The organism is Nonomuraea sp. NPDC054003, from assembly GCF_055585125.1.
The window spans coordinates 713,208-728,658 of record NZ_JBVJKR010000001.1; the positions used below are offsets into that span (position 1 = coordinate 713,208).

The following is a 15,451-nucleotide window of genomic DNA, read 5'->3' on the forward strand; positions in this document are numbered from 1 at the left end:
TCATGAACCCCCCGTTCTCCGCCTATGTCGATGAGTCGATGCGGTTGTCCCACGGCCTCTACCTGATGGCCGCGGTGCTCGTCCCGCCGGCGCAGGCGGACTTCCACCGAGCCGCGCTGCGCGGGCTGCTCCTGCGTCGCCAGCGGCGGCTGCACTGGCGCGACGAGAACGCCAAGCGGCGGACTCTCATCATCGAGACGGTCGCCGGCCTGCGGCCGTCCGCGCTCGTCGTCGTGGGGACGGGCCTCGACGCCAGGCGGCAGGAGCGGGGCCGCCGCAAGTGCATGGAACACCTGCTCTGGGAGCTCGGCCGGCGGCCGGTGACGGAGATCTTCTTCGAGTCACGCGGCCCCTGGCTGGACGCGGCCGACCGCAAGCTGATCGACATCCTGCGTACCCGTCATGCCATCAGCCCGAGGTTGCGCGCCTTGTGGGTGCCGGCCGTGGAGGAGCCTCTGACGTGGCTGCCCGACGTGGTGGCGGGAGCGGCGTCGCTGGCCGCCTCGGGGGAGGCCGAGCTCTGGGAAGGGCTCGGCGCGGGGGCGGAGATGGTCTTCGTGGCGGCCGGCTGAGCCCGGACAGCGCAAAGCCCGGGCTCCTGTCGTCCGGCAGTCCACCCGGGCTCACTTCCGGCCCATCAGCGATGGGCGGCAGTCGTAAGCGTACCCGTCTGCGTACCCAGTGTCACCTGAATGCGGTGGCTGCCATGATGGGCGCGTTTCGTGAAGTGCGACATCGGAGGACATCGTGCGCATCGCTCTCGCCGGGCTCGCCACCAGCCACCCGTACACCGACGCCAGGACCCTGGCCAGGCATGCCGAGCTTGTGGTGTGGGAGCCGGACGGGGAACGGCTGCGGAGGTTCACCGAGGAGCACCCGGAGGCACGGGTGGTCGGAAGCCTGGGGGAGGCGCTGGACGGCGGGCCGGACGGGGTGGTGCTGACCGTGCCGAACCCGCGGGTGCCGGAGGCGCTGGCGGCGGTGCTGGAGACGGGGGCGGCGTGTTTCGTCAACAAGCCGGCGGCCGCCACCAGGGAGCAGCTCGACCGGCTGGACCGGCTGCCGATCCACGACCGGGTGATGTCGGGGTCCGTGCTGCGGTTCGCGCCGGCCTTCGCCGGGTGGGCGGCGGATCCGGCCGGGGTGCTGTCGGTGCGCGCGACCGTACGGCATGACGTGGGGCTCTGGGCGACCGGCTACAACGCCTGGCAGGACAACCCGTCCGAGGGCGGCGGGACGCTGGTGACCATGGGGGTGCACGGGGTGGAGCTGCTGGTGGCGCTGCTCGGCCCAGACGTGCGGCTGGCGGGCGCGGCGGGCGCCGTCCGGCACTACGGGACGCTCCGGTCGGAGGACACCGGGGTCATGGCGCTGCGGTGGGGGAGCGGCGTGACGGGCGTGGTGGAGGTCGTCGGCGTGAGCGACGAGGAGTCGTACGCCGTCACCGTCCACCGGCGCGGCGGGGACGAGCACGTGGTGATCGAGGCCGGTGACGACCCGGTGCTGGGCCTCGGTTACGCGGGGACGATCGAGGCGTTCCTGGAGATGGCGGGCGGCGGGCCCAGCCCGGTGCCGTGGGCGGAGACCCGGGCCATCCTCGACGTCCTCGTCTCGGCCCGCGAGAGCGTGCCCGTCCGTTGACAGCGGCAGTCCCTCCCGGTTACGGTCTGGACCGTAAATAAGGACAAAGGGGGACCCCGCGTGCGGACCACAGCGGAACTCGAGGAGCGGCTGGCGCGGCCGAGCGCCGGGCTCGTGGCGGACCTCGCCGCGCTGGACGGCGACATCATGATCCTCGGCGCCGGGGGCAAGCTCGGCCCCAGCCTGGTGCGGCTGGCGCTGAACGCCACCGGGGGCGACCGGCGGATCATCGCCGTCTCCCGCTTCTCCGAGCCCGGACTCGCCGACGCGCTCGCCGGCGCGGGCGCCACCGTGGTGAGCGCCGACGTGGCCGACGACCGCGCGCTGCGCGAGCTGCCCGAAGCGCCGAACGTGGTGTTCCTGGTCGGCGCCAAGTTCGGCACCCAGGGGCGCGAGCACGCCACCTGGTTCACCAACACCTACCTGCCCGGCCGGGTCGCCGACCGGTTCCGCGGCAGCCGGATCGCCGCCCTGTCCACCGGGAACGTCTACCCGCTCGTCCCGGTCGCCGGCGGGGGCAGCGTCGAGGACGACCCCGCCGGGCCCGTCGGCGAGTACGCGATGAGCTGCCTCGGGCGGGAGCGCACGCTGGCGCACTTCGCCGAGACGCACGGCACCCCGATGGCGCTGATCCGGCTCAACTACGCGGTCGAGCTCCGCTACGGGGTGCTGGTCGACCTGGCGCAGAAGGTCCTGGCCGGCGAGCCCGTCGACCTGACGACCGGTCAGGTCAACGTGGTGTGGCAGGGGTACGCGAACGAGGTGACGCTCCGCTCCCTGCGGCTCGCCGCGACCCCGCCGTACGTGCTCAACGTGACGGGCCCCGAGCGGATCTCGGTACGGTGGGCCGCGCTGGAGCTGGGCGCGCGGCTCGGGGTGGAGCCGGTGTTCACCGGCGAGGAGGCGCCGACGGCGCTGCTGTCGGACGCGTCGCGGTGCCACCGGCTGTTCGGGTATCCCGGGATCACGCCGCTGGAGCTGATCGACCACATCGCCGGCTGGGTGGCCGGCGGCGGGCCGCTGCTGGGCAAGCCCACCAAGTTCGAACGCCGTGACGGCCGTTTCTGAGACCGGCGACATCACATGACGAGGGGGACCCACGTGCTCAGCACGGCTCCAGAGGCCAAGACGTCCGCGCGCGACCTGTTCAGGCGCGGCCTGGTCATCCCGGCGCACCCGCTGGCGCTGACCGCGGACCGGACGTTCGACGAGCGCCGCCAGCGCGCCCTGACCCGCTACTACGTGGAGGCGGGCGCCGGCGGCCTCGCGGTGGGCGTGCACACCACGCAGTTCGCCATCCACGGCACGGACCTGCTGCCGCCGGTGCTGGAGCTGGCCGCGGACACCGCCCGCGAGTCGGAGCGCGAGGTGCTGCTGATAGCGGGCGCCACCGGGCCGACCGCCCAGGCCGTGGCCGAGGCCGAGCTGGCCCGGTCGCTCGGCTACCACATGGTGCTGCTGAGCCCGTACGCGGAGCTCGGCGAGGACGCGCTGGTGGAGCGGGCGCGGGCGGTCGGCGAGGTGCTGCCGGTGATCGGCTTCTACCTGCAGCCCGCGGTCGGCGGGCGGCCGCTGTCGCGGGACTTCTGGACCAGGCTGGCGGCGGTCGAGTCGGTGGCCGGCATCAAGGTCGCGCCGTTCGACCGCTACCGCACGCTCGACGTGCTGCACGGCGTCGTGCGCGCGGGGCGGGCCGAGGAGGTCGCGCTCTACACCGGCAACGACGACCACATCCTGGCCGACCTCATCACCCCGCACCGGGTGGTCGTGGACGGGCGGGAGGTGGAAGTCGAGTTCGTCGGCGGCCTGCTCGGCCAGTGGGCGGTCTGGGTGCGGCGGGCGGTCGAGCTGCTGGAGGAGGCCAGGCGGGCCAGGGCGGGCGACGACGCGGCCGTCCGGCGGCTGCTGACGCTCGACGGGCACCTCACCGACGCCAACGCGGCCATCTTCGACAGCGTCAACGGCTTCCACGGGTGCATCCCCGGGATCCACGAGGTGCTGCGCCGCCAGGGTCTGCTGGAGGGGCGCTGGTGCCTCGACCCGGCGGAGGAGCTGTCGCCGGGGCAGCTCGCGGAGATCGACCGGGTCTGGGCGGCCTACCCGTGGCTCAGGGACGACGACTTCGTGGCCGAGGGCCTGGCCCGCTGGCTGTCCTGACGGCTTCCGTCCACGAGCGGGAGGAGGCCGCGGGGTGTCACAGTGTCAGCCGGTACAGCGTGAGCGGCCGCCCGCTGGACCCGCTGGTCAGATTCCCGGTGCGTTCGGCGAGGCCGGCGAGCTCCAGGCGGTGGAGCATGCGGCGGGCGGTGCGCTGCTGGACGGCGAGCCGGTCGGCGATCTCCCGGGTCGTCAGCGGCTCGTCGCCGGCGGCCCTGCGCGCCTCCAGGAGCTTCTCCAGCGTGGGCACCGACAGGCCGACGCGGCGGGCGATGACGGAGAGGTTCTGCTCGCCGGCCTGCCCGGTGGGAACCGACTCCAGCACGATGTCGGTGTCGGCGCGCAGCGACAGGACCGCCGCGACGTCGCCGATGCGGCGGGCGCGGGCGAGCGCGCGGCGGGCCAGGCTCTCCGCCTCGGCGGCGCTGCGGCCCAGGCCGAAGCCGACGCGCACCACGCTGTTCTGGACGGCCAGGCGGGCCAGCAGCGGCAGACCGGTGAAGCCGCCGGTGGCGTCGTGCAGCGGGCCCCGGGTGGTCACCAGCAGGTGGGTGCCGCCCCGGAAGGCGGCCACGGTGCCGCCCAGCGCGGTGGCCTCGCGCAGCAGGCCCTCGTCGTTCACCACCTCGACGAGGCCGAGCGCGATCTGCGCGTCCTCCTGGGCCTGGCCCTGCGCGGTCAGCAGGAGCTGGCGCAGCGCCACCCGCACCGAGTGCGTCGACGGGGCCAGCCGCAGCACGCGCATGTCGTCGCGGAGGGCCTCGTGGACGCTGCTCAGACAGGTGATCACCGGGTGGGCGGGGCCGCGCCGGTGGAAGGCGACGGCCTTCTCCGACGTCATCTCCGGCCGGTAGGGGAGCGTGCGCAGCTCGCCCGTGGGCAGCCCGGCCTCGGCGAACGTGGCGACGACGTCGGCGGCCGGCAGCGTGTCGATGGACAGCCGGGTCACGTCCACGCCCTGGTGCTGGAGTCGTACCAGGGCGCTGAGCAGTGTCGCGCCCGTGTAGTCGACGAACGCGGCGGGGCGGGTCAGCGCCTCGGCGTCGCGGGAGAGCATGTACGGCACGATGCCGGTGAACAGCCATCCCTCGACGGCCGCGGTGTGCGCCTCCACGATCGCGGGCGCCTGCGACTCGTGGTCGTAGTCCAGCCGCAGGGCGCTGACGCCCGGCTGCTCCTCGCAGGTGGCCGCGACCTGGTCTACCAGGTCATGCGGGCCGACGACGCCGATGACGATCGCCACCCATGCTCCCCTCTCGCTTATTACGGTCAAGGCCGCAATCTTATCCTGTGAGGTGCTCTGTGAAGTTCCCGTCCATGGCCGAGCCGGAAGGCCGCACGCTCGGCGACGAGGAGGTGGCCGCCCTGGAGCGGGTGATCCGCTCGGGCATGCTCAACTCCGTCTGGGGCGCCGAGGCGCGGGCGCTCGAACGCGAGATCGCCGAGCTGCACGGCGTGCGCCACGCGATCGCGTGCAGCTCGGGCACCGCAGCCCTCCATCTCGCCGTCGTGGCCGCCGCGCCGGACCCCGGCGACGAGATCATCACGACACCGATCACGGACTTCGGCACTGTGGCCCCCATCTTGGCGCAGAACGCCGTCCCTGTCTTCGCCGACGTCGATCCGTCCGACGGCAATCTCGACCCGGCCGCCGTCGCGGCGCTCATCGGGCCGCGCACGCGGGCCATCATGGCGGTGCACCTGTTCGGCGCACCGGCGCGGGTGGACGAGCTGCGCGCCCTGGCGGACGCGCACGGCCTGGCCCTGATCGAGGACTGCGCCCAGGCCTGGCTCACCGAACTGCCGGACCCGGCGGGCGGAGGCGGCAGGGACGTGCGGCTCGCCGGGACGGTCGGCGACGTCGCCTGCCTGAGCCTGCAGCAGTGGAAGCACATCACCTGCGGCGACGGCGGCCTCACGCTGACCGGCGACGACGAGCTGGCCCGCCGGATGCGGCTGTTCTCCGACAAGGGCTGGGACCGCTCGGCGGGCCGTTCGCACGCCGCCTTCGGGCTGAACTACCGCATGACCGAGCTCCAGGCCGCCGTCGCGCGGGCCCAGCTCGCCAAGCTGCCCGGGGTGGTCGCCGCCCGCCGCCGTACGGCCGTACAGCTCCTGGAGGCCTTGCAGGGGCTTCCAGGCGTACGGTTGCCGCGCCCGGAGGGGCACGCCTGGTGGCTCTTCCCTGTCGTGCTCCCCGGCGGCGGCGCGGCGGAGCTGGCCGGGAAGCTGCGGGTGGCCGGGATACCGGCGCGGGCCGGATACCTGGACGAGCCGCTGAACCACGCCCCCGTATGGCAAGGGCCGATATACGGGGCCTCTCGCTACCCTTTGCAGGGGTACGCCCCCCGGCCCTGCCCGGAGGCCGAGCGGATGGTCGCGGAGACCTTGATGGTCATCGACTGGAACGAGAACTACACACCCGATCACGTCCACCTCATCGCGCGGGAGATGACCAGATTTCTGGCCCCGTCCTCGTCACGGTCGGATATCGGGGATTGACCCGAGGAGGATCGCGTTACTAGGTTTCGGTCAGGACCGGTATTAAGGAAAGGTTGCCGCCGATGAGAAAGACAGCGACCCTGGGCGTCGCGATCGCGCTGAGCATCGCCGCCGCCGGGTGCGGATCGTCCAGCGGTTCGGACAAGAGCACGGTGACCCTGTGGATGTATCCGGTCATCGGCGACCAGGCCAAGAGCCAGGCGTTCTGGCAGAAGGTCGAGAAGGACTTCGAAGCGAAGAACCCGGACGTCGACGTCACCGTCGACCAGCAGCCGTGGGAGGGCCGTCAGGAGAAGGTCACCACCGCCCTGGTCTCGAAGAAGGGCTTCGACCTGGTCGTCCTCGGCCCCGACCAGATCCCGCAGTACGCCCAGCAGGGCACGATCGAGCCGGTCGACGACGTGGTGGCCGAGGCGAAGGACGCCTACCTGCCCAGCTCGCTCACCGCGCTGACCGTCGACGGCAAGCTCTACGGCGTGCCGATCTACCAGACGATCACCGCGCCCATCTACAACAAGAAGCTGTTCGCCGAGGCGGGCGTCGAGAAGATCCCCGAGACGCTGGACGAGCTCAAGGCGGCCGCCCCCAAGCTCGCCGCGAACAAGGTCGCCGTGCTGGACTACCCGGGCAAGCCCGAGGTCAGCCTGAACCAGAGCTTCTACCCCTTCCTGTGGGCCAACGGCGGCACCGTGTTCGCCCCCGACGGCAAGAGCGTGGCGTTCAACGGCCCGGAGGGCGTGGCGAGCCTGCAGCTCCTGCTCGACCTCAAGGCCGCGGGCGGGCTCCCGGAGAACACCGCCAGCAAGGGCAACGACATCGAGGGCGGCGCGCTGGCGGCGGGCAAGACCGCCATGTACCACGCGGCCACCGCCGGGCAGGCCGTCCAGCTCGGCGCCGTCATCGGCGAGGAGAACGTCGGCATCGGCCTGCCTCTCGAAGGTGCCAAGCGGGTCGCGTTCGGCATCCCCGGCGGGGTCGTGCTGGCCAAGCACTCCGAGCACAAGGACGCCGCCAGGAAGCTGGCCGGCTACCTGGCCTCGCCCGAGGTCACGGGAGAGCTGGCCAAGGAGTCCGGCTTCTTCCCGGCCCGCACCGACGTCACCGTGCCGGACCAGTCGGAGTCGGCCAAGGAGTTCGCCAAGTCCCTGGAGTACGCCTTCCCCGGCGACACCCACCCCCAGGCCCGCCAGGTCATGGGCCTCATCGCGCCGCACATCCAGGCGGCCCTGCTCGGCCAGGAGGACGCCAAGCAGGCCCTCGACGCGGCGGCCGAGGAGGCCAACGCGCTGCTGGCCAACGGCGGCTGAACGAGAAAGGAACGCCGTGCGTCATCGCTTGCGTGACCCGGTCACCGGGCTGCTGTTCGTGCTGCCCGTGTTCGTGCTCTTCCTGATCTTCCGGATCTTCCCCTCACTGGGGGCGGCGGGCATGAGCCTGACGAACTGGAACATCGGCGGCGAGTGGAGCTTCGTCGGCGCGGACAACTACGCCAGGCTGCTCGGCGACGTCAACTTCTGGCTCAGCCTGCGGGTCTCGCTGGTGTACGCGGCGATCTACGTGCCGCTCACCGTCCTGGTGGCGCTCGGCACCGCGCTGCTGCTCAACCAGGTGGTGTTCATGCGCGGCCTGTTCCGCGGCATGCTCTTCCTGCCGTACGTGACCAGCTTCGTGCTGGCGGGCATCGTCTGGCGCTGGATCTACGAGTTCGACGGGCTGATCAACGGCCTGATCGGCAAGCTGGGGCTCGGCCCGGTGGCGTTCCTGGAGCAGGCGTCGCTGGTGCTGCCCGCGCTGGCCGTGGTGTCGGTGTGGAAGGGGTTCGGCTACTCGATGCTCATCCTGCTGGCCGGTCTCAAGTCGATCCCGGCCAGCTACCTGGAGGCCGCCACGGTCGACGGGGCCGGCGCCTGGCAGAAGTTCCGCCGGATCACGCTGCCGCTGCTCAAACCGACGCTCTTCTTCGTCCTGGTGATCGAGACCATCAGCGCCTTCCAGGTGTTCGACACCATCTACGTGATGACCGGCGGCGGCCCGGCGCGGGCCACGTACACGCTCATCTACGGCATCTACGACCACGGCTTCCGCTCCTTCGACTTCGGCTACGCCGCGACCTGGGGCGTGGTGCTGTTCGCGATCGTGCTGGCCGTGTCGCTGATCCAGCGCCGCTTCCTGGACCGGGGGAACACGTGACGCTCACCGCATCCAGGCCGCTCGCCCGCGACCGCGCCGCCGGACGGGCGCCGCGCCGACGGGCCAGGTGGCCGCTCGCCGTCCTGCTGGCCGTGCTGTCGGTGCTGACCGTCGCGCCGTTCCTGGCCATGCTGATCGTGGCGCTGTCGCCGGCGGGTCAGCCGACGCTGCCCGCCCAGTGGCCCGAGACGCTCACGCTGGACAACCTGACCAGGGTGCTGTCGGCGTCCGGGTTCGTGGAGTGGACGGTCAACTCGCTCGTCTACTCCGTCGTGTCCGTGGTGGTCATCCTGCTCACCGCGTCGATGGCCGGCTACGCGTTCGCCAAGAAGCGCTTCCCCGGCCGCGACACGATGTTCTGGACGTTCCTGGCGACCATGATGGTGCCGTTCCAGGCCACGCTCATCCCCACGTTCGTGCTGGTCAACAGCTTGGACGGGGTGGACACGTTCTGGGGCCTGATCGTGCCGACGCTGGCCAACTCGCAGGCGGTCTTCCTGATGCGGCAGTTCATCATGGGGCTGCCGGACGAGCTGTTCGACGCGGCCAAGGTGGACGGGGCGTCGGAGCTGCGGGTCTATCTGACGATCGTGGTGCCGCTGACCCGGCCGATCATGGCCACGCTGGGCGTGTTCGTGTTCCTGTGGCACTGGAACGACTTCCTCTGGCCGCTGGTCGTCGGCCAGAGCGACGCCACCCGGACGCTGACCGTGGGACTGACCACGCTGCGCACCGAGGAGATGCAGCTGTCGATGCTCATGGCGTCGGCGACGATCTCGGTGATCCCGTGCCTGCTGGTGTTCTTCCTGCTGCAGCGGTATCTGGTGAACAGCATCGCGATGACCGGGTTCAAATAAGCTCATTTATGTGGATATTGCTGCACGTGAGCTCCGGGATCGCCTCCGCGGCGCGCTGATCGCCGCCGCGGCCACGCCCATGACCGCCGCGGGCGAGGTGGACCCGGCCGTCGTGACCCGCTACCTGGCCTCCCTCGTCGCGGACGGCGCCGGCGCCCTGGCGGTCCTCGCCCACACGGGCCGCGGCCCCTTCCTGACGCCGGACACGCGCGCCGCCGTGATCGGGCGCGCGGTCGCCCTCGGCGTCCCGGTCCTGGTCGGCGTGGGCGGCACGCCCGAACAGGGCACCATCCGGAGGGACGGCGGCGGGCCTGCCGGCGTCGCGGAGCAGGCGAGGCTCGCAGCGGAGCTGGGGGCCACCGGGGTGCTGGTGTTCCCGTCGCCCGGTGACCGGCTCGCGCACCATGACGCCGTCTGGCGGGCGGCCCGGCTCCCCATGATCGCCTTCGATCTCTACACCCGGCCCTGCCCGCCCGAGGTGATGCGCGGCCTCCTCGCCCATCCCGGTGTGGCGGGCCTCAAGACGGCCCTGCTCTCGGACGCGATGGGCTGCCAGCGCGCCATCGCCCTCACCAGGGACGCGGGCAGGCTCGCGATCACCGGCGAGGACCGCATGTTCGCCCCGTCCCTGCTGTGGGGTGCCGAAGCGGCCCTGGTGGGCATCGCCGCCGCGCAGGTCGGGCTGACCGCCGCCGTGATGCGCGCCTTCCGGGGGCCGGACCTGCCCGCCTTCCACGAGGCGTCGTCCCGCCTGGACCGCATGGCGGCGGCCACGTTCACCGACCCCATGGAGGGCTACGTCCAGCGCATGCTCTGGCTCGCCGCCGCCGAAGGCCGCATCCCTCCCGATCACGCCCATGACCCGTACGGCCCCGCCCTGCCGGTCGGAGAGCGCGAGACCGTACTCCGATCTGTCACACCACCAGCGGACAAACCAGACAGCTAGCATCGGATCATGCGCGATGCGGAAGCCGGAACGATCAGGCAGCTCTCGACCAAGGTGGTCTACGCCAACGCGTGGATGAAGGTCCGGGAGGACGAGATCGAACGTCCCGACGGATCACGCGGCACCTACGGCTACGTCGACAAGCCCGACTTCGCCCTGGTCATCCCGATGGAGCGGGACGGCTTCCACCTGGTGGAGGAGTACCGCTACCCGGTGCGCCGCCGGTCGTGGAGCTTCCCGCAGGGTTCGGCCGCCGAGCCCACCCCCGAGGACGTCGCGCGGACGGAGCTGGCGGAGGAGACCGGCCTGCGCGCGCGGACCTGGACCCCGCTGGGCGCGCTCGACAACGCCCACGGCCTGGCCACCCAGCGGCTGCACGTCTACCTCGCCACCGGCCTGGAGGCGGGGGCCGCCGAGCGCGAGCACACCGAGCAGGACATGCGCCGGCGGTGGGTGAGCCGGGCCGAGTTCGAGGACATGCTCCGCGCCGGCGAGGTGGGCGACTCGGGGTCGGTCGCGGCCTACACCCTGTGACCCTGCACGAGCGCGTCACGCCAGCGTCTGGGTGATCTCGCCCTGCCCTCCGGCGTACGAGACGCGCGCGCGGGCGCCGTTGACCAGCGGCAGGTACGGCGGGACATGACCGCACTCGACGTCGGCGATGATCGGCACGCCGAGCCCGCCGAGGGCGTCGAGCACCGCCTCGTGCTGGGTCAGCGTGAGCAGGCCGGGGGCGCGGGTGCGCCCGGCGAGGATCGCGGTGGCGCCGTCGAAGAACCCGGCCAGGCGCATCCCGTGCAGGTGGCGGCAGATGGTGCCGGCGTCGTGCTGGTCCGCCTCGACGTACACGATGAGCCCGTCGGCGGACAGAGAGGAGGTGTCGGCGTACCGCGTCCCGGCGACGTTGCACAGCGTCTCGACACAGCCGCCGATCAGCCGGCCCTCGGCCGTCACCGGGCCGTCGCCGTCCAGCCGGGTCCAGCCGCCGGGCGTGTCGAGGGTGAACTCGTCCGCCTCGGGAGAGATCTGCCACTCGTCGAAGCCCTGCGCCCGGTAGCGGCCCGGCGGCGTCTGGGTGAACGTGGCGCCGGACGGCAGCGCCACGATGTCGAGCCAGCCGAGCAGCCCGTCCGGCACCCGGTACGGCGTGTCCATGAGGTTGTTGCCGTGGATCGTCGCCACGCCGGTCAGCAGGGTCAGCGGGGTGATGATCGTCGACAGGTCGGAGTAGCCCACCACCCAGGTCGGCTCCGCCGCGCGCAGCGCCTCCCAGTCGAGCAGGGGGAGCAGGTCGATCGCGGTCTCCCCGCCCCACGGCGGCACCACGGCCTTGATCGCGGGGTCGGTGAGCATGTCCGTCAGCTCGCGCGCCCGCTCGGCCGCGGGCGCGCTGACGTGGCCGGCGCCGTCCATGCACGACCCGGTCACGACCTCGTAGCCGCGCGCCTCGACGGTGCGGATCGCGACCTGCAGCCGGTCGTGCAGGGTCTTGTCCACGCCGCTGGACGGGGAGGTGACGCCGATCCGGTCACCGGGGCGCAGAGGGGATGGATATCGCATCCCCTCGTCCTATCACCCGTGGATCATCCGAAACCACAGGATTCACGCCGCCTCATCGGCGGCCGGTGATGGCGATGCGGACCAGGTCGCGGCCCTTCACCCCGAACAACGCCTTGCGCGAGGGATCCAGCGCCAGCTTCGGCTCACCGCCGAACCACTGCCCGGCCAGGCCCTCGGCGATCGGCTTGACGGTGAACGTGACCAGGTTGATCTTGTACACCTTGTCGCCGTCCGTGCAGTAGGCCACCCGGCCGACGACGTGCAGGTCGCTGCCGCGGTTGCTGACCTTGAGCGTCCTGGTGACCTTCTTGCGCAGCAGGTCGAACTCGAACACCTCGCCCGTGCTGGAGATGCCGTACAGATTCAGGACGCCGAGCGAGAGCGAGATGATCGAGCGGGCGCCGGGCAGGGGTTCGAGCTCCCACAGCAGCTTGCGCCGGACGAGGTCGTAGGCGGCCAGGCGGGCGGTGGTGGTGACCGGAGGCAGCCCGAGGCCCTCCTGGATCAGGGTGCCGAGGTAGGCGGTGCCGTGCCTGGTGGCGACCGAGTAGACGGTCTGGCGTTCGACGACGGGCCGCTGGACGGTGTACTCGCCGGTGCGGCGGGAGTAGAGGGTCAGCGCGCCGTTCATGTGGCCGGGCTCCGGCTGGGAGGGCATCACGATCAGGCCCGTCCTGGCGTCGTAGGCCAGGTCGCGCGGGCGGTCCTGCTGGTTGCCGGCCCGGGCGAGCAACTCCGCCTCGGCCTGGCCTGAGCGGTGCGCGTAGAGCGCGGCCTGGGTGTAGACGCCGAGATAGGTGGTGTGGCCGAGCGTGAGCATGGTCTTCGGCTCGCCGGGGATGGCGAGCCTGGTGACCTCGCCCGTCGCCAGGTCGTGGATGTCGGCACCGCTCTTGCCGCCCACGTAGACGCGCCGGCCGTCGCTGTGCACGGACATCGGCTCCTCGGGCGCGGCCCTGAACCCGCGCTGCACCAGGTTGCGGTAGTCGATGGCGCCGGTCTCGGGGTCGTAGACGAACACCGCGTTGTCCTGCACACCGTAGATCCGGCCCTCGTGGGCGAGGATGCGGTGGGTGGCGGCCTCGAAGTACGGCACGCCGAGCACCTCCAGTTCGCCGGAGTCCAGGCGGCAGCGGTAGAAGGTGCCGGAGGGGCGGCCCGCGAAGTACACGTAGCCGTCGTGGATGAGCACCGAGACGATGTACTTCTCGCCCGGAGCCGTGGCCTTGACGACCTTGTGGTCGGAAGGGTCGGATTTGCTGAGGATCAGCAGCTCGGCCAGGGAGTTCATGCCGCCGGCGATGTGCGTGCCGGAGACGCTCATGCTCGACACCCAGTCGCGGTCGGCCAGCTCGGGCGGCAGCAGGTCGCGCCGCTCGCCGGTGACCCGGTCGATGGCGATGAGGTGGGCGTTGGCGCCGACGCCGGCGTAGACGTAGCGGTCGTCGGCCTGGACGGCGCGCACGTACGCCTCGCCGGGCGCGGCCTCACCCAGGTCGCGCACGACGCCCGTGGCCGGGTCGTACTCCTTGACCCTGCCCGGCTCGGAGGTGCCCAGATAGACCTTGCCGTCGGGGGAGGCGGCCAGGCTCCAGATGAAGTGGTCGGGCACCGAGGCGACCTTGGTCAGCGTGCCCGCCACCGTGTCGAGCTTGTAGAGGTCGGACTTGGAGTGGGTGCCGACGTAGACGTCGGTTCCGGTCTTGCACATCGCCCACACGCCGATGCCCGTCGGGATGTCGAAATGGGCGGTGACCGAATCCTCAGTGAGATCGTACGCGCCGACCACGTTGGGCGACAGCCCGCGCGAGCCGGCGTAGAGCACGCCGCCGACGAACTCGGCGTTGCCGAGCGGGCTGGCGACGCTGGCGGGACCCAGGTCGGTGAGGGTCCCCTCGGGGACCGGCGCAGCGTGCGCGGATGCGGCGGGCAGCGCGGCGGGCAGGGCGGCGGCCACCGTGGACGCGGCGGCCGCCTGCAGGAATCGACGGCGGGGGATCATGTGCGGCTCCCAGGTGAAGTTTCGCCGCACGCTATAACGGACTGGGCCGTAATGTCTATATCTTGAACAGCTCGGCGGCGTTGCGCCAGGCGACCCGCTCCGCCGTCACGCCGGTCAGCCCGGCCGCGGCCACCGCGCCGAACGCCGACGACGGGTCGATCAGCGTCGAGTCGGTGCCGAACAGCAGCTGCCGGTCGGGCACGGCCGCCACCACCTCGGCGATCCGGCCCGCCGGCGCGTGCGACCAGCAGGGCTCCAGGTAGAGGCGGTCGCAGGCGTTGGCGGCCTCGATCGCGTGGCGGTGACCGTCGGCGCCCATGTGACCCGCGATCACCCGCAGCTCCGGGATGTCCAGGCACACCTGGGCCAGGTCCAGCACCGAGGCGCCCCAGGTGTGCACCAGCGCCGGAAGGCCCGCCTCGGCGGCCAGCTCCAGGGCGGCCCGCATCCGCGGCGAGGTCACCGGGGAGCCCGTGTAGTCCGTGTGGATCTTGACCCCCACCCACGGGCCGGTCAGCTCCCGCAGGTCCCCGGCCGCCTCGCCGAGCCGCCGCGGGTTGACCGTGACGTACCCGTACAGCCGGTCCTGCCCGTCGAGCACCCTGGCCAGCGCCCGGTTGCCCGCCGGGGCGTCGTAGATCACCGCCTCGGTGGCCGACACGATCGCCTTGCCGATGCCGTAGCGGTCCATGGTGGCCAGGCTCGCCCCGGCCACGTCCATGGTGAAGAACCACGGCCCCCAGTGCGCGTGCACGTCGATGATCATGAAAGCAGCCTCCTCGCGTTGCCCCCGGCCACGGCGGCCACCTCGTCAGGTCCCAGCCCGCTCGTCGCCAGCCGGAGCAGCGGCACGATCGGCTCGTAGTGCGGCGCGCGGGTGCCGTGCAGCAGCCGCTCCGCGCCGACCTCGGCGGCCACCGTCTCCAGCGCGTCGGGGGAGTTGAGCAGCCGGGTCGAGGTGTGGAACCCCGGCTCGTCCAGCGCCGCCACCAGGAAGTCGCCCAGATGGTAGAAGTGCGTGTCGAGGAAGACGACCCGGGCGCCGAGCCCCGCGAACGGCTGCCAGAAGCGGCGCACGTCCCCGCCGGTCAGCACCACCAGCCCGAGTTCCGCGGCCCGCCGGGCGACATGCCGGACCGACGGGAACGACGCCTCCACGCCCTGCTCGTCAGGGAACAACCGCACCGCCCGCACCCCCGCGCCCGCCAGCCGGTCGAGCTCGCGGCCCGCGCCGATCGGGTCGCGCAGGTCCACCGTGCCGACGGGCAGCCAGCGCGGGTCGCCGCCCAGGGCCAGCACCTCGTCGTTGCCCGATCGCATGTCGAACAGGGCCGCCCGCAGGCTCGCCACCGCCCCGGCCGCGGTGCGGTGCTCCGCCAGCAGGCCGCCCACCGACTCCGCGGCGCCGGGCGGCCCGTCGCGGTCGGGATAGGCCCCGACCAGCACGTCCACGTCCAGCGCCACCTCCAGGTCGCCTATGAGACTCCACGCGTCGAAAGCCATGGCGGCCCCCTCCTCCATCGACATGCGGGCCATCATGCCATTGACGTATCCCGTTCATAAAGTTACGGTCTGGCCCAAAATCAAGCACGAATG

The 15,451-nt window shown here is 72.1% G+C and carries 15 protein-coding genes; 10 read left to right on the forward strand and 5 right to left on the reverse strand.

The genetic code is table 11. The features are described from left to right. Nucleotides 1-2: 2 nt before the first annotated feature. From ACZ6YG_RS02970 to ACZ6YG_RS02985, 4 genes are all read left to right on the forward strand, one after another. A complete protein-coding gene (locus ACZ6YG_RS02970) occupies nucleotides 3-572 on the forward strand; it encodes a hypothetical protein (RefSeq protein WP_466017055.1) in 570 nt (189 codons plus the stop codon). A gap of 175 nt (nucleotides 573-747) precedes the next feature. After that, a complete protein-coding gene (locus tag ACZ6YG_RS02975) occupies nucleotides 748-1,641 on the forward strand; it encodes a Gfo/Idh/MocA family protein (protein WP_466017056.1) in 894 nt (297 codons plus the stop codon). 60 nt (nucleotides 1,642-1,701) lie between these two features. Next, complete coding sequence (locus tag ACZ6YG_RS02980) at nucleotides 1,702-2,709, forward strand: NAD-dependent epimerase/dehydratase family protein (RefSeq protein WP_466017057.1); 1,008 nt, start codon at nucleotides 1,702-1,704, stop codon at nucleotides 2,707-2,709. A 15-nt stretch (nucleotides 2,710-2,724) separates the two neighbouring features. Next, a complete protein-coding gene (locus tag ACZ6YG_RS02985) occupies nucleotides 2,725-3,798 on the forward strand; it encodes a dihydrodipicolinate synthase family protein (protein ID WP_466017058.1) in 1,074 nt (357 codons plus the stop codon). Nucleotides 3,799-3,835: 37 nt separating this feature from the next. Here ACZ6YG_RS02985 and ACZ6YG_RS02990 read toward each other — a convergent pair whose 3' ends face one another. Continuing rightward, entirely contained in the window at nucleotides 3,836-5,041 is a 1,206-nt protein-coding gene (locus ACZ6YG_RS02990; RefSeq protein ID WP_466017059.1) for a hypothetical protein, read from the reverse strand. Between the two features lie 59 nt (nucleotides 5,042-5,100). Here ACZ6YG_RS02990 and ACZ6YG_RS02995 point away from each other — a divergent pair, with 59 nt between their 5' ends. The 6 genes from ACZ6YG_RS02995 (at nucleotide 5,101) to ACZ6YG_RS03020 (ending at nucleotide 10,827) form a co-directional block, all read left to right on the forward strand. After that, on the forward strand, nucleotides 5,101-6,300 hold the full coding sequence (locus ACZ6YG_RS02995) for a DegT/DnrJ/EryC1/StrS family aminotransferase (RefSeq protein WP_466017060.1): 1,200 nt from the start codon (nucleotides 5,101-5,103) through the stop codon (nucleotides 6,298-6,300). Between the two features lie 62 nt (nucleotides 6,301-6,362). Next, nucleotides 6,363-7,607 carry an ABC transporter substrate-binding protein gene (locus ACZ6YG_RS03000; protein WP_219543243.1) on the forward strand — a complete coding sequence of 415 codons (1,245 nt, stop codon included), beginning with the start codon at nucleotides 6,363-6,365 and terminating at the stop codon, nucleotides 7,605-7,607. A gap of 16 nt (nucleotides 7,608-7,623) precedes the next feature. Further along, nucleotides 7,624-8,490 carry a carbohydrate ABC transporter permease gene (locus tag ACZ6YG_RS03005; protein WP_148030458.1) on the forward strand — a complete coding sequence of 289 codons (867 nt, stop codon included), beginning with the start codon at nucleotides 7,624-7,626 and terminating at the stop codon, nucleotides 8,488-8,490. Then, a complete protein-coding gene (locus ACZ6YG_RS03010) occupies nucleotides 8,487-9,347 on the forward strand; it encodes a carbohydrate ABC transporter permease (RefSeq protein WP_397197542.1) in 861 nt (286 codons plus the stop codon). Before ACZ6YG_RS03005 ends, ACZ6YG_RS03010 begins: the two co-directional genes overlap by 4 nt. A gap of 10 nt (nucleotides 9,348-9,357) precedes the next feature. Further along, nucleotides 9,358-10,293, forward strand: a complete 936-nt coding sequence (locus tag ACZ6YG_RS03015) for a dihydrodipicolinate synthase family protein (RefSeq protein WP_466017061.1) — start codon at nucleotides 9,358-9,360, stop codon at nucleotides 10,291-10,293. 9 nt (nucleotides 10,294-10,302) lie between these two features. Then, entirely contained in the window at nucleotides 10,303-10,827 is a 525-nt protein-coding gene (locus tag ACZ6YG_RS03020; RefSeq protein WP_466017062.1) for an NUDIX domain-containing protein, read from the forward strand. 15 nt (nucleotides 10,828-10,842) lie between these two features. Here the strand turns inward: ACZ6YG_RS03020 and ACZ6YG_RS03025 are convergent, their stop codons facing one another. The 4 genes from ACZ6YG_RS03025 to ACZ6YG_RS03040 are packed head-to-tail and all read right to left on the reverse strand — an operon-like array spanning nucleotide 10,843 to nucleotide 15,382. Next, complete coding sequence (locus tag ACZ6YG_RS03025) at nucleotides 10,843-11,853, reverse strand: S66 peptidase family protein (RefSeq protein ID WP_397197540.1); 1,011 nt, start codon at nucleotides 11,851-11,853, stop codon at nucleotides 10,843-10,845. A gap of 52 nt (nucleotides 11,854-11,905) precedes the next feature. Then, on the reverse strand, nucleotides 11,906-13,855 hold the full coding sequence (locus ACZ6YG_RS03030; protein ID WP_466017063.1) for a PQQ-binding-like beta-propeller repeat protein: 1,950 nt from the start codon (nucleotides 13,853-13,855) through the stop codon (nucleotides 11,906-11,908). A gap of 55 nt (nucleotides 13,856-13,910) precedes the next feature. Continuing rightward, nucleotides 13,911-14,621 (reverse strand): amidohydrolase family protein, encoded by a 711-nt coding sequence (locus ACZ6YG_RS03035; RefSeq protein WP_466017064.1) that lies wholly within the window; start codon nucleotides 14,619-14,621, stop codon nucleotides 13,911-13,913. Next, nucleotides 14,618-15,382 (reverse strand): amidohydrolase family protein, encoded by a 765-nt coding sequence (locus ACZ6YG_RS03040; RefSeq protein ID WP_397197538.1) that lies wholly within the window; start codon nucleotides 15,380-15,382, stop codon nucleotides 14,618-14,620. Before ACZ6YG_RS03040 ends, ACZ6YG_RS03035 begins: the two co-directional genes overlap by 4 nt. Nucleotides 15,383-15,451 lie beyond the last annotated feature (69 nt).

Bases quoted from the DNA above. Each gene is read 5' to 3' on its own strand.
- ACZ6YG_RS02970 (WP_466017055.1), top strand. From the start codon at position 3: ATGAACCCCCCGTTCTCCGCCTATGTCGATGAGTCGATGCGGTTGTCC.
- ACZ6YG_RS02985 (WP_466017058.1), top strand. From the start codon at position 2,725: ATGACGAGGGGGACCCACGTGCTCAGCACGGCTCCAGAGGCCAAGACG.
- ACZ6YG_RS03000 (WP_219543243.1), top strand. From the start codon at position 6,363: ATGAGAAAGACAGCGACCCTGGGCGTCGCGATCGCGCTGAGCATCGCC.
- ACZ6YG_RS03020 (WP_466017062.1), top strand. From the start codon at position 10,303: ATGCGCGATGCGGAAGCCGGAACGATCAGGCAGCTCTCGACCAAGGTG.
- ACZ6YG_RS03025 (WP_397197540.1), bottom strand. From the start codon at position 11,853: ATGCGATATCCATCCCCTCTGCGCCCCGGTGACCGGATCGGCGTCACC.
- ACZ6YG_RS03030 (WP_466017063.1), bottom strand. From the start codon at position 13,855: ATGATCCCCCGCCGTCGATTCCTGCAGGCGGCCGCCGCGTCCACGGTG.
- ACZ6YG_RS03035 (WP_466017064.1), bottom strand. From the start codon at position 14,621: ATGATCATCGACGTGCACGCGCACTGGGGGCCGTGGTTCTTCACCATG.
- ACZ6YG_RS03040 (WP_397197538.1), bottom strand. From the start codon at position 15,382: ATGTCGATGGAGGAGGGGGCCGCCATGGCTTTCGACGCGTGGAGTCTC.